The sequence below is a fragment of the Streptomyces sp. 1114.5 genome, from assembly GCF_003635085.1.
Taxonomy (GTDB): domain Bacteria; phylum Actinomycetota; class Actinomycetes; order Streptomycetales; family Streptomycetaceae; genus Kitasatospora.
This window is the reverse complement of record NZ_RBXE01000001.1, coordinates 4139766-4163723: the sequence shown is the minus strand read 5'-3', so window position 1 is coordinate 4163723 and position 23958 is coordinate 4139766. Positions and strand designations below refer to the sequence as shown.

Annotated in this window: 20 protein-coding genes; 15 read left to right on the top strand and 5 right to left on the bottom strand. The window is 74.5% G+C overall.

The window, feature by feature from the left end; genetic code table 11:
• The first annotated feature begins 412 nt into the window (after positions 1 to 412).
• The 9 genes from BX285_RS18685 (at position 413) to BX285_RS18645 (ending at position 11354) form a co-directional block, all read left to right on the top strand.
• Positions 413 to 1414, top strand: a complete 1002-nt coding sequence (locus tag BX285_RS18685) for a TauD/TfdA family dioxygenase (protein WP_121175792.1) — start codon at positions 413 to 415, stop codon at positions 1412 to 1414.
• A gap of 67 nt (positions 1415 to 1481) precedes the next feature.
• The gene (locus BX285_RS18680; protein ID WP_121175790.1) at positions 1482 to 2699 is read left to right on the top strand and encodes an ROK family transcriptional regulator; all 1218 of its coding nucleotides are present in this window, start codon (positions 1482 to 1484) and stop codon (positions 2697 to 2699) included.
• A gap of 27 nt (positions 2700 to 2726) precedes the next feature.
• On the top strand, positions 2727 to 4316 hold the full coding sequence (locus BX285_RS18675; RefSeq protein ID WP_121175788.1) for an ABC transporter substrate-binding protein: 1590 nt from the start codon (positions 2727 to 2729) through the stop codon (positions 4314 to 4316).
• A gap of 24 nt (positions 4317 to 4340) precedes the next feature.
• The gene (locus BX285_RS18670) at positions 4341 to 5285 is read left to right on the top strand and encodes an ABC transporter permease (protein WP_097239021.1); all 945 of its coding nucleotides are present in this window, start codon (positions 4341 to 4343) and stop codon (positions 5283 to 5285) included.
• A gap of 4 nt (positions 5286 to 5289) precedes the next feature.
• Positions 5290 to 6138 (top strand): ABC transporter permease, encoded by an 849-nt coding sequence (locus tag BX285_RS18665; protein ID WP_121175786.1) that lies wholly within the window; start codon positions 5290 to 5292, stop codon positions 6136 to 6138.
• Positions 6135 to 7778 (top strand): ABC transporter ATP-binding protein, encoded by a 1644-nt coding sequence (locus tag BX285_RS18660; RefSeq protein ID WP_121175784.1) that lies wholly within the window; start codon positions 6135 to 6137, stop codon positions 7776 to 7778. The genes BX285_RS18665 and BX285_RS18660 overlap by 4 nt, the downstream gene beginning before the upstream one ends.
• The gene (locus BX285_RS18655) at positions 7775 to 10126 is read left to right on the top strand and encodes an arylsulfatase (protein WP_121175782.1); all 2352 of its coding nucleotides are present in this window, start codon (positions 7775 to 7777) and stop codon (positions 10124 to 10126) included. Before BX285_RS18660 ends, BX285_RS18655 begins: the two co-directional genes overlap by 4 nt.
• A gap of 128 nt (positions 10127 to 10254) precedes the next feature.
• Complete coding sequence (locus BX285_RS18650) at positions 10255 to 10908, top strand: 4'-phosphopantetheinyl transferase (protein WP_121175780.1); 654 nt, start codon at positions 10255 to 10257, stop codon at positions 10906 to 10908.
• A 62-nt stretch (positions 10909 to 10970) separates the two neighbouring features.
• A complete protein-coding gene (locus BX285_RS18645; protein WP_097239016.1) occupies positions 10971 to 11354 on the top strand; it encodes a barstar family protein in 384 nt (127 codons plus the stop codon).
• Between the two features lie 30 nt (positions 11355 to 11384).
• On the opposite strand, the gene BX285_RS18640 is transcribed toward BX285_RS18645, so the two are convergent.
• Positions 11385 to 12365, bottom strand: a complete 981-nt coding sequence (locus BX285_RS18640) for a polysaccharide deacetylase family protein (RefSeq protein WP_259470575.1) — start codon at positions 12363 to 12365, stop codon at positions 11385 to 11387.
• Positions 12366 to 12569: 204 nt separating this feature from the next.
• On the opposite strand from BX285_RS18640, the gene BX285_RS18635 reads away from it, so the two are divergent.
• A complete protein-coding gene (locus BX285_RS18635; protein WP_183107101.1) occupies positions 12570 to 14210 on the top strand; it encodes a CehA/McbA family metallohydrolase in 1641 nt (546 codons plus the stop codon).
• 241 nt (positions 14211 to 14451) lie between these two features.
• Complete coding sequence (locus BX285_RS18630; RefSeq protein WP_121175777.1) at positions 14452 to 14946, top strand: hypothetical protein; 495 nt, start codon at positions 14452 to 14454, stop codon at positions 14944 to 14946.
• Between the two features lie 26 nt (positions 14947 to 14972).
• On the opposite strand, the gene BX285_RS18625 is transcribed toward BX285_RS18630, so the two are convergent.
• A complete protein-coding gene (locus tag BX285_RS18625) occupies positions 14973 to 15431 on the bottom strand; it encodes a DinB family protein (RefSeq protein ID WP_097240402.1) in 459 nt (152 codons plus the stop codon).
• Between the two features lie 258 nt (positions 15432 to 15689).
• On the opposite strand from BX285_RS18625, the gene BX285_RS18620 reads away from it, so the two are divergent.
• The 3 genes from BX285_RS18620 (at position 15690) to BX285_RS18610 (ending at position 18140) form a co-directional block, all read left to right on the top strand.
• Entirely contained in the window at positions 15690 to 16262 is a 573-nt protein-coding gene (locus tag BX285_RS18620) for a carboxymuconolactone decarboxylase family protein (protein ID WP_121175775.1), read from the top strand.
• Positions 16259 to 17137, top strand: a complete 879-nt coding sequence (locus BX285_RS18615) for an RNA polymerase sigma-70 factor (RefSeq protein WP_097239011.1) — start codon at positions 16259 to 16261, stop codon at positions 17135 to 17137. The genes BX285_RS18620 and BX285_RS18615 overlap by 4 nt, the downstream gene beginning before the upstream one ends.
• A 109-nt stretch (positions 17138 to 17246) precedes the next feature.
• Positions 17247 to 18140, top strand: coding sequence for a class I SAM-dependent methyltransferase (locus BX285_RS18610; protein WP_259470574.1), 894 nt, complete (start codon positions 17247 to 17249; stop codon positions 18138 to 18140).
• An 84-nt stretch (positions 18141 to 18224) separates the two neighbouring features.
• On the opposite strand, the gene BX285_RS18605 is transcribed toward BX285_RS18610, so the two are convergent.
• Both BX285_RS18605 and BX285_RS18600 read right to left on the bottom strand, forming a co-directional pair.
• Positions 18225 to 18857, bottom strand: a complete 633-nt coding sequence (locus tag BX285_RS18605) for a response regulator transcription factor (protein ID WP_097240401.1) — start codon at positions 18855 to 18857, stop codon at positions 18225 to 18227.
• 29 nt (positions 18858 to 18886) lie between these two features.
• Positions 18887 to 20221, bottom strand: coding sequence for a sensor domain-containing protein (locus tag BX285_RS18600; RefSeq protein ID WP_257032893.1), 1335 nt, complete (start codon positions 20219 to 20221; stop codon positions 18887 to 18889).
• 276 nt (positions 20222 to 20497) lie between these two features.
• On the opposite strand from BX285_RS18600, the gene BX285_RS18595 reads away from it, so the two are divergent.
• A complete protein-coding gene (locus tag BX285_RS18595) occupies positions 20498 to 22414 on the top strand; it encodes an FtsX-like permease family protein (RefSeq protein ID WP_121175771.1) in 1917 nt (638 codons plus the stop codon).
• 56 nt (positions 22415 to 22470) lie between these two features.
• Here the strand turns inward: BX285_RS18595 and BX285_RS18590 are convergent, their stop codons facing one another.
• On the bottom strand, positions 22471 to 23754 hold the full coding sequence (locus BX285_RS18590; protein ID WP_259470573.1) for an MFS transporter: 1284 nt from the start codon (positions 23752 to 23754) through the stop codon (positions 22471 to 22473).
• Between the last annotated feature and the right edge of the window lie 204 nt (positions 23755 to 23958).

Genomic DNA, 23958 nt, shown 5'->3' with positions numbered 1-23958 from the left:
CGCGCGAAGCGCGCCCGCCATCCGCCCGCCATCCGCCGCAACGGGCCGACACAGTCCGCAAGCGGCCGAAACGAAGCGGCAACAGCCTTTCCCACCAGGCAAGATGACGATTGACAGGCGGGCGCGGGCGTCCGCACCATGAACCCCGAGCCCACTCGCAACGAGCCGGAAGGAGGGCCGATGCACACCGCCGTCCGCCCCGTTCCCCGCCGTTGCCGGCGCCGCTGTTGTCGCGGCGCGCTCGCGTTCTGACCGTCCGCACGACCGGACCGGCCCCCTTCACCCCGCCTTCCGTGCACCCTGCCGCGCCCTGCCGGGCGCCGCGGACCCGCGCCCCACCGCGCCCGCCACGCCCCGCCACACCCGTTGCGCATCACTCACCGTCACCACACGCACCCGAAAGGGCCCCGCCATGACCACCGTCCCGACCGCCCCGACCACCGTCCCGACCGCGACCACCACCTCGGCCACCACCCCCACCGCCCTGCGCCTCACCCCCGCCGCCGGCCGCCTCGGCGCCGTCGTGCACGACATACGCCTGGGCGGCGACCTCCCCGCCGAGACCGTCACCGCCCTCGAAGCCGCCCTGTACGAGCACAAGGTGCTCTTCTTCCGCGGCCAGCAGCACCTGGACGACGCCGAGCAGGAGGCCTTCGCCCGCCTGCTGGGCCACCCCGTCGGCCACCCCACCGTGCCCAGCGCGGACGGCCGCTACATCTTCGAGCTGGACGCCACCAAGGGCGTGCGCGCCAACAACTGGCACACCGACGTCACCTTCGTCCCGTCCTACCCCAAGGCCTCGATCCTGCGCGCCCTGGAGGTCCCGCCGGCCGGCGGCAGCACCGTCTGGGCGAACACCGCGGCCGCCTACCGGGACCTGCCCGCCCCGCTGAAGGTCCTCGCCGAGTCCCTGCGCGCCGTCCACACCAACGACTACGACTACGCCGCCCGGCTCGCCCTGCGCCCCGAGCTGGCGAACAACGCCGAGGTCGCCAAGCTGTTCCGGGACGTCTTCGTCTCCACCGCCTTCAAGACCGAGCACCCGGTGGTCCGGGTCCACCCCGTGACCGGCGAGAAGTCCCTGCTGCTGGGCGCCTTCGCGCAGCGGATCCAGGGTGTGTCCGGCGACGACAGCAAGGCGCTGATCGACCTCTTCCAGCGCTACGTCGAGCGGCTGGAGAACACCGTCCGCTGGGACTGGCAGGTCGGCGACGTGGCGATCTGGGACAACCGCGCCACCCAGCACTACGCGGTCGCGGACTACGGCGACGAGCCGCGCCTGGTGCGCCGGATCACCCTGGACGGGGACCTGCCGGTCGGCGTGGACGGCGCCCCGAGCCGCCTGCTGGAGCCGGCCGACCCGCCGCGGGTGCCCGGCCTGGTGCCCGCCGCGGAGCTCGAAGCAGCCCACTGACCCGCAACGACCGCCCCGCTACGACCGCCCCGAACCCGCCGCCCGACGACTCCCCGCGAACGAGACCATGCCCACGACCCTCCGCGCCGGCGATGACCGCCGGGACGCCAACGCCGCCGCCGTCCTGCGCACGGTGCTCGACCACGGGCCGATCGCCCGCAGCCGGGTCGCCGAGCTCACCGGGCTCAGCGCCTCGGCGGTCTCCCGGCAGACGGTGGACCTGGTACGGCTCGGACTCCTCAGCGAGCGGCCCGAGTTGGCGGGCGGCGGCACCGGAACGGTCGGCCGCCCGCAGCTCCCGCTGGCCGTGGACACCGACCAACTCGCCGTCGCCGGGCTGCACATCGGCGTGCCGTACACCACCTTCGCGCTGCTCGACCTGCGCGGCCGGGTGCTGCGGCGCAAGGAGATCTCCAACCGCGGCCGGACCGGACTCGCGGTGCTGAAGCCCCTGCTCGCACGACTGCCACGGCTGATCGACGCCCTGGCCGGCGGCCGTACGGTGGTCGGGCTGGGCGCCGTGAGCGGCGGCTCGGTCGATCCGGAGCGCGGCCTCGTGCTCCGCCACGGCCCGCTGGACTGGCAGGACCTGCCGCTGCGCGCGCTGCTGCGGGAAGCCACCGGGCTGCCGGTCCGGGTGGACAACCACGCCCGGGCGCTCACCCAGGCGGAGATCCTCTTCGGCCACCCGGCGGCCCGCCGCAGCATGGTCCAGCTGTTCGTCGGCCACGTCGTGGACGCGGCGCTGGCGGTCGCGGGCACGGTCCACCTGGGCCCGCCCTCGACCACCGGCGACCTCGGCCACCTGCCGGTCACCGGCACCGTCACCGACCCGGACGCGCAGAGCGAGGCGCGCTGCCACTGCGGCCGGCTCGGCTGCCTCTCGGTGGCCGCCTCCGACACCACGCTGTTCGAGGCGGCCGCCGCCGAGGGCGTCACCGCCGAGCCCGACCGCGCCCAGCTGATCGCGGCCGTCAAGCGCGGCGACCCGGGCGCGGACCGGCTGGTCCGCAACCGCGCCCGGATCATCGGCCGCGCCCTGGCGCTACTCGCCGACGTGGTCAACCCCGACCTGCTGGTCCTCACCGAGACCTTCTCCTTCCTCGACCCGCGCTACCTCGACGTCGTCCGCGCCGAGTTCGCGCTCCGCTCGCACCTGCGCCGGGACGCCGACCTGCTGATCGCCCAGCGGCGCGGCCCGGACGTCCTCGCCGTGGCGGCCGGCACCCCGGTGCTCGGCGAGCTGTACGCCGGGCCCGTCCGCGCGCTGGCCCACCACCACTGACCGTCGTCCCCCTCCCGAAGGACCGCCATGACCGCGCTCACCCGTCCCTCCGCCCCGAGCCGCCGCGCCCTGCTGCGCGCGGGCCTCGCCGGCGCCGGCCTGCTGACGCTCGCGGCCTGCCGGTCCGCCGTCGACGAGGCCTCGAACTCCGCGAAAACGGCGGGCAGTTCGGACGCCCCCCGGAAGGGCGGGGTGCTCTCCGTGGCCACCGGCGTCGACTTCACCCCGAGCCTGCTGTTCGCCCAGAGCGCCAACACCCTGGTCCAGCGACTCGTCTTCAACACCCTGACCAGGTACGACGACCAGCTCCGGCCGCAGCCCGAACTCGCCACCTCCTGGCAGGTCGCGCCGGACGGGCAGAGCGTCACGCTCAAGCTCCGCGAGGACGTGCTGTTCCACAGCGGCCGCCGGTTCACCGCCGACGACGTGGTCTTCGCGGTCAAGAACCTCCAGAACCCGGCCCGTTCGGCCCAGTTGCGCTCGACCGCCGCCACTGTCACCGACTTCCGCAAGAACGGCGACTTCGAGCTGACCCTGGTGCTCGCCCACCCGGTGAGCAACCTCTTCGACCTCTTCGAGTTCATGATCATCCCGGACTCCGGAACCGTCGAGGACGCCGTCGCCGGCACCAGGCTGATCGGCACCGGCCCGTTCACCCTCACCGACCGCAAGCCCGGCTCCTCGCTCACCCTCGCCCGCAACGAGACGTACTGGAACCCCGGCCGCCCCTACCTCGACGGCGTGGAGATCCGGATCGTCCCGCAGGCCGAGTCCCTGCTCTCCTCCCTCAAGACCTGCCAGACCCACCTGTCGTACAACGTCCGCGGCAAGGACGTGGCCGCCCTGCGCACCGACCCGCAGTTCCGGATCACGCAGTACGACACCGGCGCCGGCGCCCACTACATCGGCGTCAACGTCACCGCCGAGCACGTCGGCGACAAGCGCGTCCGCCAGGCCATCGCCTGGGCGGTCGACCGCGACCGCTTCGTCCAGCAGGCCCTCGGCGGCTACGGCAGCGTCTCCTCAATACCCTGGCCCAAGTCCTCCCCCGCCTACACCGAGGCCGGCGCGACCCACTACCGCCACGACCCGGACAAGGCCCGCGCCCTGCTCAAGGAGGCCGGACTGGAGAAGCTCACCCTGCCCTTCGCCCACTCCAGCGAGCCGGGCTCGACCGCGATCGCCCAGATCCTGCAGTACGACCTCCAGCAGGTCGGCATCGAGACGGTGCTCCAGCCCACCGACTCGCCGACCATGCAGAAGCAGCTCATCTCCCAGTCCATGCCCGCCCTGTGGACGCTCAGCCACGGCTTCGCGCAACTCCACCCGGCCACCCTCGCCGTGAGCGCCTACCCCTTCAACGAGGCCAAGAACAGCTCGCACTTCGCCTCCCCCGCCTACACCGACGTGGTGCAGCGGGCCTGGAACCGCAGCGACAGCGACAGCCCCGAGGCCAAGGCCCTCTACCAGCAGATCACCGACGTGCTGCTGGACGAGGAGTTCGTGATCGACCTCGCCATCGCCGGACTGGTCGAGGTCGCCGGCCGCAGGGCCCAGGGCGCCACGCTCAACAAGTTCGGCTACCTCAACCTCGACGACGCCCATCTGACGGCCTGAGCAGGACGGCCCGGAACCCGACCCATGCGCACCTTCCTCCTCAAACGCCTCCCCAGCGGACTGCTGGTCCTGGCCCTCGCCTCCTTCCTGGTCTTCCTCATCCTCCGCCTCATCCCCGGCGATCCGGCCACCTCCCTGGCCGGCCCGGACGCCTCCCCCGCCACCGTCGAGGCCATCCGCACCCAACTCGGCCTGGATCGGCCGCTGTTCGGTCAGTACCTCAGCTGGCTCGGCCACCTGCTCGGCGGCGACCTCGGCCCGAGCTACGCGATCGGCGGCCAGGTCGCCGACCTGATCGGCAACGGCCTCGGCGCCACCACCCAACTCGCCCTGGGAGCGCTGCTCCTGGTGGTACTGATCGCCCTGCCGCTGGCAGTGGCCGGAGCGACCGCCCAACGCCGACCGGCCGCCGCCGCGATCCAGGCATTCACCACCGCCGTCCTCGCGATCCCGCCCTTCGTCACCGGCGTCGTCCTGGTCCTGGTCTTCGCCGTCTCACTCCACCTGCTCCCGGCCGGCGGACAGCAGTCCCTGCTGGACGCCCCGGACCTCGCCGTCCAGTACCTGGCGATGCCCGCGCTCTGCCTGGCCCTGCCCAGCGCCGCCGTGCTCGCCCGCTACCTCAAGGACGGCATCGAACGCGCCCTCGCCGAGGACTACGTCCGCACCGCGACCGCGCTCGGCGTCTCCCGGCGGCGGATCGTCTGGCGGCACGCACTGCCCAACGCGCTGCCCTCCGCCGTCACCGTCCTCGGCCTGCAGATCGGCCAACTCATCGCCGGGGCCGTCCTGGTGGAGCGGATCTTCGCCTGGCCGGGCCTCGGCCAGCTGATCGAGCAGGGCGTCGCCCGCCGGGACTACCCGGTGGTGCAGGACCTGCTGCTGCTCGTGGTGGCAGTCTACGTCGCCGTCCAGCTGCTCACCGACCTCGCCTACGCCTGGCTCGACCCCCGGATCCGCTGGGAGTGACCCGATGACCACCGCCACCTTTCCCCTCAAGTCCCCCGCACGGCAGAGCCGTTACCTCTCCGGGCTGCGCACCTGGCGCGGTCTGACCGGCCTCGCCCTGGTCGGCCTCGTCGCCCTCGCCGGGCTGCTCGCCCCGCTGCTCACCTCCACCGACCCGAACGCCCAGAGCGCCCTCGCCCTGGCCGGTCCCGGCGCCGGACACCCCTTCGGCACCGACGACCTCGGCCGCGACCTCTACAGCCGGGTCCTGCACGGCATCGGCACCGACCTGGCCCTGATCGTCACCGCCGTCCCGATCGGCGCCCTGCTCGGCTGCTCGGCCGCACTGCTCGCGGCCACCTCCCGCTGGGCCGACCTCGCCGTCCAGCGGGCCTTCGACCTGCTGCTCGCCTTCCCCGGGCTGATCCTCGGCCTCGCCGTGACGGCCGTCCTCGGCCCGGGCCGCTGGCCGGTGGTGGTCGTCATCGCGCTGGCCGAAATCCCGGGCTTCGGGCGGCAGTTGCGGGCCGGGATCCTGGTCCAGCGGGAGCGCGAGTACGCCCTGGCGGCCCGCGTCGGCGGCGCCTCCCGGGCCCGGGTGCTGCTGCGGCACGTCGTGCCCAACGCCGTCGACCCGCTGATCGTGCAGACCGCCGTGGCGCTCTCGCTCGGCGTGTTCATCGAGGGCGCGTTGAGCTTCCTGGGCCTCGGGGTCCGCCCGCCGGAGCCCACCCTGGGCAGCATCCTCAGCCAGTCCGTCGCCTACCTCGCCACCGACCCGACCTTCGCGGCCGCCCCGCTGGCCGCCACCACCGCGCTGGTGCTCGGCTTCACGCTGATCGCCGAGGCCCTGAACCGGGGGATCCGCCGATGACCACCGCGCTCGACGTCACGGACCTCACCGTCCGGTTCGGAGGTACGACCTCCGCCGCCGCCACCACCGGCACCACCGCCGTCGACGGCGTCGGATTCACGCTGGGAGCCGGTGACACCCTGGGCATCGTCGGCGAGTCCGGGTCCGGCAAGTCCACCACCGCGCTCGCCCTGCTGCGGATGCTGCCGCCCGGCGGCCGGATCACCGCCGGCTCGGTCGAACTCGCCGGGCAGGACCTCGCCGCCCTCCCCGAGAAGGCGCTGCGCGCCCTGCGCGGCCGGCGGATCGCGATGGTCTTCCAGGACCCGATGTCCTCGCTCAACCCGGTCCTCACCATCGGCCGACAGCTCGACGAGGCGCTGCGCGCCCACGGAAGCCACCCGAAGAAGGCCGAACGCCTGGCCCGTGCCACCAAGTTGCTCGACCTGGTCGGCATCCCGGACGCTGCCGGCCGGCTGCGCGACCATCCGCACCAGTTCTCCGGCGGCCAGCGCCAACGCATCATGATCGCCCTCGCGCTGGCCCACGACGCCGAGGTGCTGGTCGCCGACGAGCCCACCACCGCCCTCGACCCGACCGTCCAGCAGCAGATCCTGCGGCTGCTCACCCGGATCAACCGGGAACAGGGCACCGCGCTGGTGGTGATCAGCCACGACCTCGGGGTGATCGCCCAGACCTGCCGCCGCCTGCTGGTGATGCGCCACGGCCGGGTGGTCGAGCAGGGCGTCACCGCCGAAGTCCTCGCCGACCCGCAACACCCGTACACCCGCGAGCTGTTGGCCGCCGTTCCCCGGCTGGACGAGCCCTCCCGGGCCGCCGCCAACAGCACCCCGGACCCCCGCCCCCTGCTCACCGTCCGCGGCCTGGCCAAGACCTACGGCTCCCGGCGGCGCTCCGTCACCGCGCTGCAGGGCGTCGACCTCGACCTGCACCCCGGCGAAACCCTCGGCCTGGTCGGTGAGTCCGGCTCCGGCAAGTCCACCCTCGCCCGGGCGCTCGTCCGGGCACACACGCCCTCGGCCGGTTCCATCCGCTTCCGCGGCGAGGAGCTGGGGCCTGCCCGGGGCCGCGGCAGCCGTCGCGGCGGGCCGCACCGCGAGGTCCAACTGGTCTTCCAGGACCCGTACTCCTCGCTCAACCCCCGGATGACCGCCGGGCAGATCATCGCCGAGCCGCTGATCGCCCACGGTCTCGGCGGCCGGGAACAGCGCGCCGCCCGGGTCGCCGAACTGCTGGAGCAGGTCGGCCTGGACCCGGCCACGGCCGACCGCCACCCGCGCGCCTTCTCCGGCGGTCAGCGCCAACGCATCGGCATCGCGCGGGCGTTGGCGCCCGAGCCGAGCGTGCTGATCTGCGACGAGCCGGTCTCCGCCCTGGACGTCTCGGTCCAGGCCCAGGTGATCGACCTGCTCGCCCGGCTGCAGCGCGAGCTCGGCCTGGCGATCCTGTTCATCGCCCACGACCTGGCCGTGGTCCGGCAGGTCAGCCACCGGATCGCGGTGATGCACCAGGGCCGGATCGTCGAGACCGGCCCGGCCGACCGCGTCGTCACCGCGCCCGAACACCCTTACACCGCCGAACTCCTGGCCGCCGTCCCGCGCCTGGAGACCGCACGAGCCACCACCCGGAGCAGCACATGACCACCACCCCCGGAGCGAACCCGCGCCGGCGCGACCCGTACGCCGGTTTCCCCGGCACCGTCGGCCGCACCTTCCGCGAGTCCACCCCCGCCTGGCCGCAGCCGGTCCGCCCGCGCGAGGGCGCCCCCAACATCGTGGTCGTCCTGATCGACGACATGGGCTACAGCGACATCGGCCCGTTCGGCGCCGAGATCCCCACCCCGACCCTGGACCGCCTCGCCGCCGGCGGCGTCAAGCTCGCCAACTACCACACCATGCCGCTCTGTTCGCCCGCCCGGGCGGCCCTGCTGACCGGCCTCAACCCGCACCGCGTCGGCTACTCCTTCGTCGCCAACGCCGACCCCGGCTTCCCCGGCTACGGCATGGAGGTCGCCGGGGACATCCCCACCCTCGCCGAGCTGCTGCACGACGCCGGGTACGCCACCTACGCCGTCGGCAAGTGGCACCTCACCCGCGACTCCGCCTCCAACGCCGCCGACGACCGCGCCAACTGGCCGCTGCAGAAGGGCTTCGACCAGTACTACGGCGTCCTGGAGGGCCTGACCAGCCTCTTCCACCCGCACCAACTCGTCCGCGACAACAGCCCCTTGGACATCGACGAGTTCCCCGACGACTACTACTACACGGACGACATCACCGACCAGGCCATCAAGATGGTCAAGTCGCTGCGCGCCCACGACGACGACAAGCCCTTCTTCCTCTACCTCGCCCACAACGCCGTGCACGGCCCGCTGCAGGCCAAGCCCGCCGACCTGGCCCGCCACCGGGGCCGCTACGACGGCGGCTGGGACGAGCTGCGCCGCACCCGCTTCGCCCGCCAGCTCGCCGCCGGCCACTTCCCGCCCGGCACCGAACTGCCCGAGCGCAACTCCGAGGCCGGGTACGAGGTCGGCCCCTGGGACGAACTCACCGACGTCCAGCAGAAGTTGTACGCCCGCTACATGGAGGTTTACGCGGCGATGGTCGACAACGTCGACCAGAACCTCGGCCGGCTCACCGACACCCTGGCCGCCCTCGGCGAACTCGACAACACCATCATCGTGTTCACCAGCGACAACGGCGGTACCGGCGAGGGCGGCGCCGAGGGCACCCGCAGCTACTTCAGCCGCTTCGTCCACCACCCCGGACTCCCGGACGACTGGAACCCGGACGTCCAACGCGAGATCGACCTCATCGGCGGCCCGCAGAGCCTGGTCCACTACCCGCGCGGCTGGGGCATGGCCTCCAACACCCCGTTCCGGCTGTACAAGGGCCAGACCTACGCGGGCGGCGTCCGCGTCCCCTTCGTGCTCTCCTGGCCGGCCGGCCTGCCGCGCGCCGAGGGCGACGACGGCGTCCGCGCCCAGTACCAGTACGTCACCGACGTCCTCCCCACCCTGCTCGAACTCGCGGGTGTGGCAAGGCCGTCGGAGCGCCGGGACCGACCCGTCCAGGAGCTCGACGGCACCAGCTTCGCCGCCGTCCTGCGCGACGGCGCCACCCCGAGCACCCACCACGAGCAGTACTGCGAGATGACAGGCAACCGCAGCTACTACCGCGACGGCTGGAAGCTGGTCACCCTGCACCGCCCCGGCACCCCCTACGACGACGGCGAGTGGGCGCTGTACGACCTGCGCACCGACCCCACCGAGATCCACGACGTCGCCGCCGACCACCCCGCCTTGGTCAAGGAGCTGTCCGCCGCCTGGGAGGCGGCCGCCTGGCGCAACGGCGTCTTCCCGCTGGCCGACGGCAGCGGCGCCCTCGCCCTGCGCGGCCCCGGGACGGACCGGCTGCGCCGCCCGCTCACCCTGCTGCCCGGCACCCCCGAGCTGGAGCGCTACCGCTCCTCCCGGCTGATCTCCTTCCGCTCCTTCACCGTCGAGGTCGCGCTGGACGGCTACCGCGACGGCGACCAGGGCGTCCTCGTCTCACACGGCGACCAGGGCGGCGGCTACAGCCTCTACGTCGAGGACGGCCGGCTGCGTCTCGCCTACAACCAGTACGGCGAGCTGCTGGAGGCCGACGGCGGCCCACTGGCGGCGGGCACCCGACGGGTCACCCTGGAGGCCACCGCCGTAGCCGACCTCAAGTGGGAGTTCCGGCTGCTCGTGGACGGCGCCGAGCCCCGGGGCGGGGTCGGCCGGCTCGGCCCGGTCCACCAGCTGATCGGCATGGCGCCGTTCCAGGGCATCAGCGTCGGCATCGACCGCAAGTCCCCGGTCTCCTGGCCGGTGCACGAGCGCCACCGCGCCTTCCGCTACACCGGCGCGCTGCACTCCGTCACCTACCTGCCCGGCGCACCGGCACCGTACGACCCGGAGACGGTCGCCCGGGCGCTGCGCGAGGCGGCAGCCGCCTTCGAGTAGCACCAGCCCTCGCCTAGGGCCTCACGCAGGCGACGGACCTCCGGGAACGGCCCCCCGGGATCCCCCCGCCCGGGTTACCCTCGTCCCGCGCGGCGACCGTCCCGCGCGGGAGAACGAGGGGGGAACGGGTGATCGGGGACCTGCTGCCGGAGGCCGTGGTGACCGTGGTGGCGTACGACGACCCGCCGGAGGCCCGGCTGGAACCCGAGGAGGAGGCCGTCCTGGCCCGGGCGGTCGACAAGCGGCGCCGCGAGTTCACCACCGTCCGCCACTGCGCCCGGGCCGCCCTGGCCCGGCTCGGCGTGCCCTACCGCCCGCTCGTCCCGGGTCTGCGCGGCGCGCCGAGCTGGCCGGACACCGTGGTCGGCAGCCTCACCCACTGCGACGGCTTCCGCGCGGCCGCCGTGGCCCGGGCCGGCACCCTGGCCTCCGTCGGCATCGACGCCGAGCCTGCGGCACCGCTGCCGGAGGGCGTGCTGGACGTCGTCGCCCTGCCGGTCGAGCAGAAGCGCCTCGCCGAGCTGGCCGGCGCGCACCCGGGCACCCCGTGGGACCGCATCCTGTTCAGCGCCAAGGAGTCGGTGTACAAGGCGTGGTTCCCGCTGACCGAGCTGTTCCTGGAGTTCAGCGAGGCCGAGCTGGACCTCTCCCCCGACGGCACCTTCACCGCCCGCCTGTTGGTCCCCGGCCCGGTGGTCGGCGGGCGCCGCGTCGACGGCTTCGACGGACGCTGGGCCGTCCGGGAAGGGCTGCTGGCCACCGCCATCGCCGTCGAGCCGTAGGGCCTGTCCGGCGGAGCCCCGCCGTGAAGCCCCGTTCCCGGCCCGGGCATATCCTCGACCCCGTGACGGTGACCTATGTGATCGACGGCAGGAAGATCGGCACCCTGGAGGACTTCTGGGACGTCGTCGGGCAGGAGATCGGCGACGACGGCTACTTCGGCCGCAACCTCGACGCCTTCGCCGACTGCCTGCGCGGCGGCTACGGCACGCCCGACGACGAGGACTGGGTCATCGAGTGGCGCGACCACGAGGTCTCCCGCCGCAACCTCGGATACCCGGAGACCGCGCGCCAACTGCAGCTGCGGCTGGCCCGCTGCCACCCCGCCAACCGCGAGTACGTCGCCGCCGAGCTGGCCGCCGCCCGGGCGGGGAAGGGGGCGACGGTCTTCGACTGGCTGGTCCGGATCATCGAGGAGGAGCACCCCGGGGGGCTGCGCCTCGCGTAGTCGCTCCCCGAGGACCGCCCCCGCCCGGGCCTACATCACGTCCGAGAGCCGGACGAAGCGCCGCCCGGCCGCGAGCATCCCCGGTACCGCCGCCGCCACCCCGGGGGCGGTGCCGCCGCCCGGGTGGTTCAGGTGGCCGATCACGATCGCGCCCGGCCCGGCCGACGCGACCTCCTGCCGCACCTGGGAGGCGCTGAGTGTCGCCCCGCCGTCCCCGTTCACGGTGAAGCCGGCGACGCGTTCGCCCAGGTCGGCGACGATCCGGGTGGCGACGTCGTCGTAGTGCGCGGTGCCGGAGCGGAAGAAGCGGGGCGGTTGCCCGAGCAGTGCGGCGAGTTTGCGCGCGTTTCCCGCCACCTCGTCGTACACCTCGCCGACGTCGCTGGTCCCGGCGATGCCGTAGGCGGAGCGGCCGGTGACGGAGAGCGGACGGTGGACGGTGCCGTGGTTGCCGATCTCGAACAGCGGGTCGGCGGCGAGCTGCTCGAACTCGTCCGGGTTGGCGTCGATCCAGCGGGCGTTCAGGAAGAGCGTGGCGGGGACGGCGTGCGCGCGCAGGAAGTCGATCAGGTCGGCGTCGTAGCCGTTGCCGCCGGGGCCGCCGCAGGCGTCGAAGGTGAGCGCCGTCGCGCTCTCGCCGTCGGGCAGCTCGGTGATCACCCCGGGGACGTCCAGTCCCCAGTCGGCCGGGCTCGCCTCGCCGTACCGCTCGACCACCTCGGCCCGGGTCGGCTCCTTCTTGGGGGCGGCGGTGGCCGGGGCGGCGGTGGCCGGGGCGGCGGTGGCCGGGGCCGGGGCGGTCGGGTCCGCGGGCGCCGGGGTGGCCGCAGCCGTCGGCGCAGCAGCGGTCTCCGCCGGTATGCCTGATTCCGTGCCGGACGCCGTCACCGGGGCGGAGACCGACGGTACGGGCGCCCCCGTCCCCGCCCCCGACACCGCCGTCCTGGCTCCGCACCCCGCCAGCGCGCCCCCGGCCACCACCATGAGCAGCGTCCGCCGACTCACCGCCACGTCCGCCTCCCGGCCCATAAATCGTCATATAAACCGCTTACACGACTATGAACCGACCATTCGTCACTCCCCGCAACTCGCCCCCACCCCCGGCCGGCCCCCTCTTCACCGACCCGCCCGGCCCCCGTGAGCCCCGACTCACCCCCGGTTCACCCACCGGGGTAAGCCCGCGAGCGACCCGCCCGCCGCGCCCCGGAGACCACGATGCCGACCGACCCCACCGATCCCACCGACCCCACACAGCCCTGCGACCCCACCGATCCCGCCGCCCCCACACAGCCCCCGAACCCCGCCCGCCGCGACCTGCTCCGCACCGGCCTCGCCACCGGCGCCGCCACCGCCCTGGGCCTGGCCGCCACCACCGCCACCCCTGCCGAAGCCGCCGCCGCACCGCGCCAGAACCCGAACCCCGGCGACCGCGTCCTCACCCTCACCGGCCATCTCCCCACCGGCGCACCCGACTTCGTCCACCTCCCGGTCGAAGTCCCGGAGGGCGTCCGCGAGATCGCCGTCTCCTACGGCTACGACAAGCCCCCGGTCCCGGCCGGCACCCCCGGCAACTCCTGCGACATCGGCATCTTCGACGAGCGCGGCACCGACCTCGGCGGCCCCGGCTTCCGCGGCTGGTCGGGCGGCTTCCGCACCGAGTTCAGCCTCGCCCGCGACGCCGCGACCCCCGGCTACCTCCCCGGCCCGATCAACCCCGGCACCTGGCACGTCGTGCTCGGCCCGTACCAGGTCGCCCCGCAGGGCCTGGACTACCGCGTCCAGGTCACCCTCCGGTTCGGCGCGCCCGGGCCGCACTTCACCCCGCACTACCCGGCGGAACGGGCCCGCGGCCGCGGCCGGGCCTGGTACCGGGGCGACTGCCACCTGCACACCGTGCACTCCGACGGACGGCGCCTGCCCGAGGAGGTCGCGGCCGGGGCCCGCGCCGCCGGACTGGACTTCATCGTCTCCACCGACCACAACACCAGCTCCTCGCACGCCGTCTGGGGCCCGCTGGCCGGCCCGGACCTGCTGATCCTCCCGGGCGAGGAGATCACCACCCGCAACGGCCACTGGCTGGCCCTCGGCCTGGAGGCCGGCCGGTTCGTCGACTGGCGCTACCGCTCGCGCGACGAGGAGTTCCCGCGCTTCGCCCGCCAGGTCCACCGCTCCGGCGGCCTGGTGGTGCCCGCGCATCCGTACTGCCCGTACGTCGCCTGCCAGTGGAAGTTCGGCTACGACCAGGCCGACGCGGTCGAGGTGTGGAACGGCCCCTGGACGTACGACGACGAGTCCGCGGTGGACACCTGGGACGGCCGGCTCGCCGTCGCCCTGCGCGAGGGCCGTTCTTGGCTCCCGGCCATGGGCAACAGCGACGCGCACAGCGAGCCGCAGGTCATCGGCTCCCCGCACAACGTGGTGCTGGCCGAGGACCTCACCCGGGACGCGATCCTGGACGGGCTGCGCGACGGGCGCAGCTGGCTCGCCGAATCCTCCGCCGTCCGACTGGAGTTCACCGTCACCGGGCACGGCCGCCAGGCCGGCATCGGCGAGGAGCTGACCGTCCCGGGAGACGCGCCGCTGGACGTCCGGCTCACCGTGGCGGGCGTGCCCGGCGGCACCGTCCGGCTGATCACCGACGAGGGGCAGATGCACCAGGAGCCGCTGCCCGCCGACGGCTCCGGCACGGTGGTGTGGCGCACGACGGCCTCGCTCGCCGCGTACGTCCGGGCCGAGGTGCGCCACCCCAAGGCGGACGGCACGCCGGGCAAGGGCAACGCGATGGGCCCGGACCTCCCCTGGGGCCCGATGGCGGCCCTCACCAACCCGATCGTCCTGCGCACCCAGGACCACTGACCGGCCACCGCCCCGGGCCGATCCCACGCCGAATCCCCCTGCCGCCCCACCCGCCGCCCCGGCCGTTCACCAGGCGGGGGACGACTCCGGCACCCGTTTGGACTAGGTTGATCCCCGAAACGCATCAGTCGTAGGGACGAGGCGGTCGGCTGTCCGGATCCGTGCCGACCAGCTCCTCCGCACTCCGACCGCCTCGCCCCGGCTACCCGCCCGTCCCCGGCCCGCGAAGGGATCAGCAGCTGTGAACCGTACGACCGAAGGTGGGCCGGAGCTCGGGGGCGGCCGGGGCGCCGGTGGCGTCGTCGTCCTTGTCGACCCGTCCGGGGCGGGGGACGGCCCGGTCGCGGCGCAGCTCGCACGGGAGCTGAACCCGGGCGTCCACCTGCGGACGGCCGACTTCCTGCGGGCCATCCGCGGCGACCAGCCGCCGCCCCACCTGCCGGAGGCCGGACGCCGGCACGCCGCCGCCCTGGCCGCCGCCGCCCAGGCCGCCTTCGCGTACGCCACCCGCGGCTACCAGGTCGTGGTCGAGTGCCGGACCGCCCCCGCCGCCCTCGACACCTTCCGCCGCGAGAGCCGCGCCACCGGCACCACCCTCCACTACGTCGTTCTCCACCCCGGCCCGGCCCCCGACGGCACCACCCACACCCTCGACACCACCGACCTCACCACCGAGACCACCACCAAGTCCGTCCTCGCCGCCCTCACCCACCGCACCCACCTCCTCGGCTGGTAGCGCGGGCCGGGCGCCGACGGCGCGCCCTACGCCCCCACGACGCCGTCGATGGCCTCGCGCAGGAAGTCGGCGTGCCCGTTGTGGCGGGCGTACTCGTGGATCAGGTGCAGCATCACCAGGCGCAGCGACACCTCGGCGTCCCATCGGGCCTGGTAGCCGGTGACGTCGAGGGAGTCGGCGGCGCGTTCGATGCGGCGGGCGTGTTCGACCTCGGTCTGCCAGGCGGCGAAGGCCTCGGCGCGGGTGGATCCGGTGGGGTCGTAGGCGGCCTGGTAGTCGCCGTCCGCGGACCAGACCAGCGGGAGGTCCTGGCCGTCGATCACCCGGCGGAACCAGGTGCGTTCCACCTCGGCCATGTGCCGGACCAGGCCGAGCAGGGTCAGTGTGGAGGGCGGGCTGGAGCGCTGCCGCAGCTGTTCGTCGGTCAGGCCCTCGCACTTCATGGCGAGGGTCGCCCGGTGGAAGTCCAGGAAGCCGCGCAGCATCTCGCGCTCACCGCCGGTCAGCGGCGGGGCGGGGCGTTCGTCGGGGACGTTCACGGGGACGTTCTCCTCAGGGTGTGGTCACGATCTCGGGAATCCCGCGGACTGTAGCGAACCGGCCGCCCGCCCGTCGGGGATTTTTCTCCCCCCGGTCCGATCCGCCGGTCCGATTCGGCGGCCCCATCCGCCTGTCACATCCGCCCGTCCTCCGGTGTCTTCATGCCGAACGACCCGAACGCACCACCACACGAGGAGGATTCCATGGCACTCCGTCTGCCGAAGGCCCAGCTGCCCACCGAGCTCGGCGAGAAGATGATCGAGGCGTTCGGCGCCGTCTTCGAGCCCACCGAGGTGATCTGGCACAACCCCGGGGTCGCCGCCGCGAACACGGAGTTCGCGGGCAGGCTCGCCACCTGGGACGCACTCGACGAAAGCCTCAAGTCCTTCGCCCACATGGCGGTGGCCTCGCTGGTCGGGTGCAGCTGGTGCCTGGACATCAACTACTTCCAGGCGCGGAACCAGGGCCTGGACCTGGCCAAGGCCAGCCAGGTGCCGAACTGGCGGGCCTCGGAGGCGTTCACGCCGCTGGAGCGGGACGTGATGGAGTACGCCGAGGCGATGTCCGTCACGCCCCCGACCGTCACCGACGAGCAGTACGGGGGTCTGCTCGACGCGCTCGGCCCCGCCGCGATGGTCGAACTCACCGCCTATGTCGCCTTCGCCAACATGGCGGCCAGGAACAACATCGCCAACGGGGTCTCCTCGCAGGGCTTCTCCGACTCCTGCGAGGTCCCGCTCGCCGGGCGCCCCGCCGCCGGAGGGCCGTCGGCATGACCGTGACCCCGGCCGCCGACCCCTTCGTCACCCACCGCAGCCTGCTGTTCACCGTCGCCTACGAACTGCTCGGCTCGGCCGCCGACGCGGAGGACGTGCTGCAGGAGTCCTGGTTGCGATGGGCCGGCGTGGACGAATCGCAGGTACAGGACGCGCGGGCGTACCTCGTCCGGATCGTCACCCGCCAGTCCCTCAACCGGCTGCGGACGCTGTCCCGACGGCGCGAGCAGTACGTCGGCGAGTGGCTGCCGGAGCCGCTGCTCACCAGCCCCGACGTCGCCGAGGACGTCGAACTCGCGGAGAGCGTCTCGTTCGCGATGCTCACCGTGCTGGAGACGCTGGGGCCGACCGAGCGGGCGGTGTTCGTGCTGCGCGAGGTCTTCGAGCTGCCGTACGAGGAGATCGCCGAGGCCGTCGGCAAGAGCTCGGCCGCCGTGCGGCAGGTCGCCCGGCGGGCCCGCGGCCACGTGGCGGCCAGGCGGCCGCGGGTGCGGGTGAGCCGCACCGAACAGGAGCGGGTGGTGGAGCGCTTCCTGGAGACGCTGCGCACCGGTCGGCTGCAGGACCTGATGGAGGTCCTGGCGCCGGACGTGGTCCTGATCGCCGACGGCGGCGGGATCGCGCCGGCCCTGCTCGCCCCGCTGCACGGCGCCGAGGCGGTGGCGGCCCTGCTCGCGCGCGCCCACCGGGCGCCGCTCGGGTTCGACACCGAGACGGTGTGGCTCAACGGCGCGCCGGCCGGCCGGATCGACCTCGGCGGCGAGCCCTCGGTGGTCAGCGTCGCCGTGGAGGACGGCCGGGTCACCCGGGTCTACATCGTGCGCAACCCCCGGAAACTGACCAGGATCGACGCCCCGGCCGACCTCTCCCGGTAGCCGCCCCCGGTCGCGTGGTGGTGTTCCGAGCCCCCTCGGAGCACCACCACGCCCCTTTTCCCACCAAGCACATCCGTCCATCACGTACCGTGTTCGGACCACCACCGGTTTGGGTACGTACCTCGGCGCGTCCGGCGCCCGGGCGCCCACCGAGCAGGAGACGCCCAGCGATCAGGAGACCCAGCGGCCCATGGACCACAACCGCATTCCCCCGACCGTACGCCAGACCTACGGCGCCGGTGACCTATCGAAGGCCGCCAGCTTCGCCGGCGGATTCATCAACTTCGGCGACTGGCACGGCATCGACCTCACCGCCCCCACCCCCGACGACCGCGTGCACAGCCAGGAGCAGCTGTACCGCCGCGTGCTGCGCACCTTCCCCGAGCCGCGCGAACAGCTGCGCCTCGCCGAGGTCGGCAGCGGACGCGGGCTCGGCGCCGCCCTCGCCCTGCGCGAGTTCCGCTTCGCCGCCGTCACCGGCGTCGACATCCACCCCGACCAGGTCGAACGCGCCCGCGCCGTCAACGCCAAGGCCCTGGCCACCTACCCCGACCGCCTCGCCTACGCCATCGGCGCCGCCGACGAACTCCCCTTCTCCGACGCCTCCCTGGACGGCGTCTACTCGGTCGAGGCCGCCCAGCACTTCCGCGAACTCACCGGCTTCGCGCACGAGGCCGCCCGCGTCCTGCGCCCCGGCGGCCGGCTCGCCGTCACCACCTTCTTCGCCGCCGGGGGCCCTGAGGTCGCCGAGCGCCTGAGCATCCTGCTCGCCAGCTTCGCGGACGGGCTCGACGTCCCGCACACCCTCGGCGGGTTCACCACCGACCTCGGCAAGGCCGACTTCACCGACGTCCACACCGAATCGGTCGGCTCCGACGTCTGGCCCGGCCTCGACCGCTACCTCGTCGACGTCGTCCCGCCCGGCCACTGGACCCGCAACTTCCTCCCCGCTTGGCGGGACGGACTCCTCGACTACCACGTCGTCACGGCCGTGCGCTCCTGAGCCGCTGCGTCCCGGACCCCCCGCCCGCCACCGTGAGCAGGGTGAGCGGGCGGGTCCCGGCGGGGGCAGAGCTCGGCACCGGCCTCAGGCCCGGAGGAACTGCAGCACCGCCAGCACCCGGCGGTGCGTCTCCTCGGCCGGCGGCAGGTCGAGCTTCATCAGGATGTTGCCGATGTGCTTGCCCACCGCCGCCTCCGACACCACCAACTCCCGGCAGATCGCCGCGTTCGACCGCCCCGCCGCCATCAGCGCCAGCACCTCACGCTCACGCGGGGTCAGCCGCTCCAGCGGGTCCCGGCGGCGGCGCAGCAGCTGCCGCACCACCTCCGGGTCCACCACCGTTCCCCCGGCGGCCACCGTGTGGACTGCCGCCACGAACTCCTCGATCTGCCCGATCCGGTCCTTCAGCAGGTAGCCGACGCCGCTGCCGTCCCCGGCGTCCAACAGCCGGGCCGCGTACGAGCGTTGCACGTACTGGCTGAGCACCAGGACGGGCAGCCCGGGGGTCCGTTCGCGCAGCAGCAGGGCCGCCCGCAGGCCCTCGTCGGTCTGGCCGGGCGGCATCCGGACATCGGTGACGACGAGGTCCGGCCGGTGCTGCTCGACCGCCACGCACAGCGACCCGGCGTCGCCGACCGCGGCCACCACCCGGTGCCCGAACCGGGCCAGCAGCCCGACCAGTCCCTCGCGCAGCAGGACGCCGTCCTCGGCGACCACCAACCGCAGGCCCTCCGCCGTCGGTTCACTCATCGTCGCCCCGCTCCTCCGTCGATCGGGGTGCAGGGGATCTCCACCCGCACCAGGGTCGGTCCGCCGACCGGACTGCTGACCGTCAGGATGCCGTCCACGACCGCGATCCGGTCGGCCAGCCCGGTCAGTCCGGTGCCGCATTCGGGGTTGGCGCCGCCGCGGCCGTCGTCCGCCACCTCGACCGTCAACCAGCCTTCCAGGTACCGTCCTTCGACGCTCGCGGTGCTCGCCCCGCTGTGCTTGGCGATGTTGGCGAGCGCCTCGGTGACGACGAAGTAGCCGGCCGACTCGACCGGCGCCGGCAGCCGGCCGGGCAGGTCGAAGCGGGTGGTGACGGGGATCGGCGAGCGGTCGGCGGCGTCCCCGCAGGCCTCCGGCAGGCCGTGGTCGGTGAGCACCTGCGGATGGATCCCGTTGATCAACTCCCGTAACTCGGCCAGGACTTCACCCGCCTCCCGCTGGGCGTCGGCGAGCCGGGCGACCAGCGGACCGTCCGCCGGCGCGTCCAGCCGGGCCAGCCCGAGCGCCATCGTCAGGGCCACCAGGCGCTGTTGGGCCCCGTCGTGCAGGTCGCGCTCGATCCGCCGCCGCTCCGCCTCGAAGGCGTCCACCAACCGGGCTCGGGAGCGTACCAGTTCACCGATCCGCTGCTCCCGCCCGCCGGGCGCCGCCAGCACCAGCCGGACCAGCGACGCCCGCGCGGCGGCCACCACCGCCACCGGATAGGCCAGCAGCGGAAGCAGCAGCAGCCCGGCCAGGCCGAGCAGCGCGGCGAGCACCGCCGAGTGCACCTCGACGACCTTGAGCACGTTCACCTGCTCGCCGTCGAGCACGAACAGCGGCAGCGCGGCGACGAGGTAGCCGGGCACGGCGAGCACGCAGCCGACCACTGCCAGGTCGATCGGCCAGAGCACGAACGCGGCGAGCAGCGCGAAGCCCAGCTCCCGCCAGGTCGCCTGTTCCCGGTAGCGCAGCCGTAACCAGGCTGCCAGGCCCGGCCGTTCGGGGACGCGGTGCGGGTCCGCAACGCGGCCGCCGTCCAGGTAGCGGACCAGGCGGCGCTCCCAGGCGGCGACCGGCAGCCCGGCCAGGCCCAGCGCCGCCGCCAGCGGCACCCCGATCAGCACCGCTGCCAGGGCCCCGGCGACCACCGCCGACAACAGCAGCCCGGCGCAGAGCAGCAGCCCGCTCACCCCGGTGACCAGCAGGTATCCGGCCGCCCGCCAGGGCGCCGAGGAGCGCAGGAAGCCCGCCCTGGCCACCGACGCCCAGGCGCTGCCCGTCCCCTGCCCGTCCTCCGCGACCGTCCCGGCCACCGCGCCCCCGCTCACCCTTGATCCCCTTGCCGCAGAAGTCCCGCCCGTACACCAACGCCCACCCTAGGCAGCGCAGCCCCGCCCGGCGGTAGGGTCTGGCCTACTTTCTCCGGCGTTACGACCTCTCGGCGGCCGCACACCGCCGGCACCGCACCCGGGCAGGGCCGGTAGGGCCACCCCTACCGTCCGGAGCGGCCCCTGACCCACCGTCGGACGTAGGCCCTGACGCACCGTCCGAAGTAGACCCTGCCCCGCCGACCGCCCCCGCCCCGGGGCGGTTCGCTGGAGGCCATGAGAATGCTGCGGATCGCCCTCGCCTCCCTGACCACCCGCTGGCCGTCCCTGCTCGGCGCCTTCCTCGCTCTCGTCCTCGGCGTCGCGATGACCGCCGTGATGCTGCTGGGCCTGGCCGCGGCGGTCGAGGCGCCGCCCGGCGGCGAGGAGTCGGTCTCGCTGGTCGCCGCCCTGGGAACGGCCGGCGGGGTGAGCGTGTTCGTCTCGGCGTTCGTGGTCGCCTCCACCTACTCCTACGCGGTCGTGCGGCGCCGCCGCGAGCTGGGTCTGCTGCGACTGGCCGGCGCGACCCGGGCGCAGGTGCGCCGTACGGTGCTCGCCGAGGCGCTGCTGCTGGCCGCGGCGGCGTCCGCCGTCGGCTGCGGGCTGGGCCGGTTCGGCGCGCCCCTGCTGATCCGGTGGCTGGCCGGGGTCGGCATGGCCCCGGCGGGTTTCGCGCCGAGCGGTTCCGTCTGGCCCTTGCACGCCGCGTTCTGGACCGGTCTGCTGGTCGCCCTGGGCGGGGTCGCGGTGGCCGCCCGCCGGGCGGGCCGGGTCGGCCCGCTGGACGCGCTGAGCGCGGCCGACGCCGACACCGGGGTGCTGACTCCCGGCCGGCTCGTGCTCGGTCTCGGCCTGCTCCTGGGCGCCGCCGTGCTCGCCGGTACCGCGCTGGCCACCGACCCGGCGGACCTGCTGCACCGCAAGACGTACACCACCCGGCCGATGTGGCTGATCTGCGCGTGCGGCCTGCTCTCCCCGCTGCTCGCGCCGCCGCTGGTGCGCGGGCTCGGCCGGCTGCTGCCCGCGCGGCTGTTCGGCCACGCGGGCCGGCTGGTGCGCGCGAACGCCGGCTCCGCGCTGCGCCGGACGGGGGCGGGGGCGGTGGCGGCGCCGGTGCTGGTGGCGGTGGCGCTGACCGGTTCGCTGGCGGGCGCGCTGGACACCGTGAGCGCCGCCCGTGGCGCCGAGGCCGCCGCCCGTACCTCCGCCGACCTCGTCGTCGTGCCCGGCTCGGCCCCGACGGCGCCGACGGCACGGCTGGTCGCGGCCCTGGGCACGGTCCCGGGCGTGGATGCCGTCTGCGCGACCGCGCCCACCCGGCTCGCCCTGGTCGAGCCGGACGGCGTCCCGGTGCGCGCCGAGGCCCGCGCCGCCGCCCCGGCCGGCCTGACCGCCCTCGCCCGGCTCCCGCTGCTGGCCGGCACCCCCGCCGCCCTGGACGACGACGCCCTGGTGCTGCCCGCCGAATGGGGCCGTACGGTCGGCGAACGGGTGCCGGTGATCCGGGCCGACGGCAGCCGGACGGCCCTGCGGGTCGCCGCCGTGCTGCGCGACGGCCTCGCTGCCGACGGGCTGTACGTCACCCCCGCCAACGCCCCGGGCGCCCGTGTCGACCGGATCGAACTCCGCCTCGCCCCCGGAGCCGACCGTACGGCCGCCCTCGCCGCGGCACGCGTCTCCGCCACGCCGTACGGAGCGACGGTGCTCACCCGGGCGGACTGGCTCGCCGTCGCCGCGCCTGCGACCGGCCGGATCGCCCGGCTCCGTACGGCCCTCGTGCTCGGCCTGGCCGTCGTCTACACCGGCATCACGCTCGCCGGCACCCTGCTCACCACCACGGCGGACCGCCGCCGCGAACTCGCCCTGCTCCGGCTGGCCGGCGCCACCCGGGCCCAGGTCGTGCGCCTGGTGACCGCCGAGTCGGTCCTGGTCGCGGCCGTCGGCGCAGCACTCGGCTGCGCCGTCACCGCCGCCCAACTCGCCACCATGCACGCCGCCTTGGCCGCCCTCGGCGTGCCCGCGCCCTGGGCCCTGCCCTGGCGTCCGGTCGGCCTGGTCACCGCGGGGGCAGTCGCCCTGGCAGCCCTGTGCACCGCCCCGGCCACCGTCTGGGTCCTGCGCGCCCGCCCGGTCATCGCCGCCGCCCGCTGACGGATCGCACCGCACCGCGACACACCGCAACGCCCCGCAACGCCCCGCGCCGAGGCTCAGCCGACCGCCACACCCGTCCGCCGCGCCGGCTCGGCCCCGGCGGCGGCCGGCCCGGCCAGGGCCGCCAGGCGGCGCAGGCTGGCCCGGCGCTGGAGCGCGCCGAGGCCGACGGTCGCCGCGCCGAGGGCCAGCCAGCCGGCCGGACCGGCCGCCATCACCGCACCGGTGAGCAGCAGCGGGCCCGCCGACTTCTGCACCGACTGGGACATCCCGGCCACCCCCAGGTAGGAGGCCTGGGCGCGCGGCGGCGCCAGGGAGACCGCGAGCTCCCAGGAGCTCACCGAGCGCAGCAGTTCCGCCAGGGTGATCAGCATCGCCGCGGCCAGCAGCGCGATCGAGGCCGTCCACGGCCCGCCGTCGGTGGCGAGCACGATCAGCAGGCAGCTGCCCAGCAGCGTCGCCCCGTACCAGCGCACCGCCGCGGCCGCCCCGCGCGGGCCCTCCGCCCAGGCGGAGATGCGCAGTTGGAGCACGACCACGAGCACGGTGTTGAGGACGAGGAAGACCGGGACGACGGCGTGCGGTGCGCCGGTGTGGTGGACGAGCCAGAGCGGCAGTCCGACGTTGAGGATCGAGTCGTCCAGGTTCAGTGGCATGTCGAGCAGGACGAACAGCAGGTAGCCCCGGTCCCGCCAGGGGCTCGGCACGGGCGTCGGGTCGCCGGCCGGCTGTTCCCCGGCGGCCGCCGCGGCCAGGCCGTGCCCACGGGGCTCCCGGGTGCGCCAGACCAGCACGGCGGCCAGCACGTAGGAGAGCCCGTTGGCGAGGATGAGCGCGCGGTAGGCGGTCGTGGTGCCGACGGCCAGTCCGATCGCCGAGACGCCCGCGCCGAGGGCGTACCCGGCGTTGGCCACGCTGCGGAACAGCGCCTGGTAGGTGCCGCGCCGCTCGCCCGCGACGCGGGTGGCGAACAGCATCTCCAGGGTCTTGGCGGCCCGTTCGGCCAGGCAGGTCAGGGCGACCACGGGCAGCAGCGCGGCGAAGTCGTCGACGACCAGCAGCAGGCCCATCGTGCCGAGCCGCAGCAGGTGGCAGCCGATCAGCAGCCATCGCACCGGCACCCGCTCGGCCGCCCGCCCGGCCAGCGGCGACCCGGCGATCCCGGCCGCCGCGCCGACTCCCAGCAGCAGGCCGAGCTGCCGGGCGTCCATCCCGCACACGTAGGTGAAGTACAGGACCGAGGCGGCCGCCCACACGCCGGTCCCGGTCCGGTCCACGCACTGTGCGAGCAGCATGATCCGCGCGTCCCGCCCGCCCGGCGGCTTCCGCAGCTGCGCCATCAGTCCGTTCCCCTGCATGGCAGGCCCCCGTTGCATGATCGACATCAATCTCGACATCAAGATACTTCATATCAAGACACCTGCGGAACCCCCATCTTCCCGAGCCCCCACCACCCGACCCCGAGCGCCCGGCCCCCTCGACGCGCCGCAGCAGGTGCGCCACACTCTCCCCAGCAGCACCCCGCGCTCCCAACGCACCGGCAC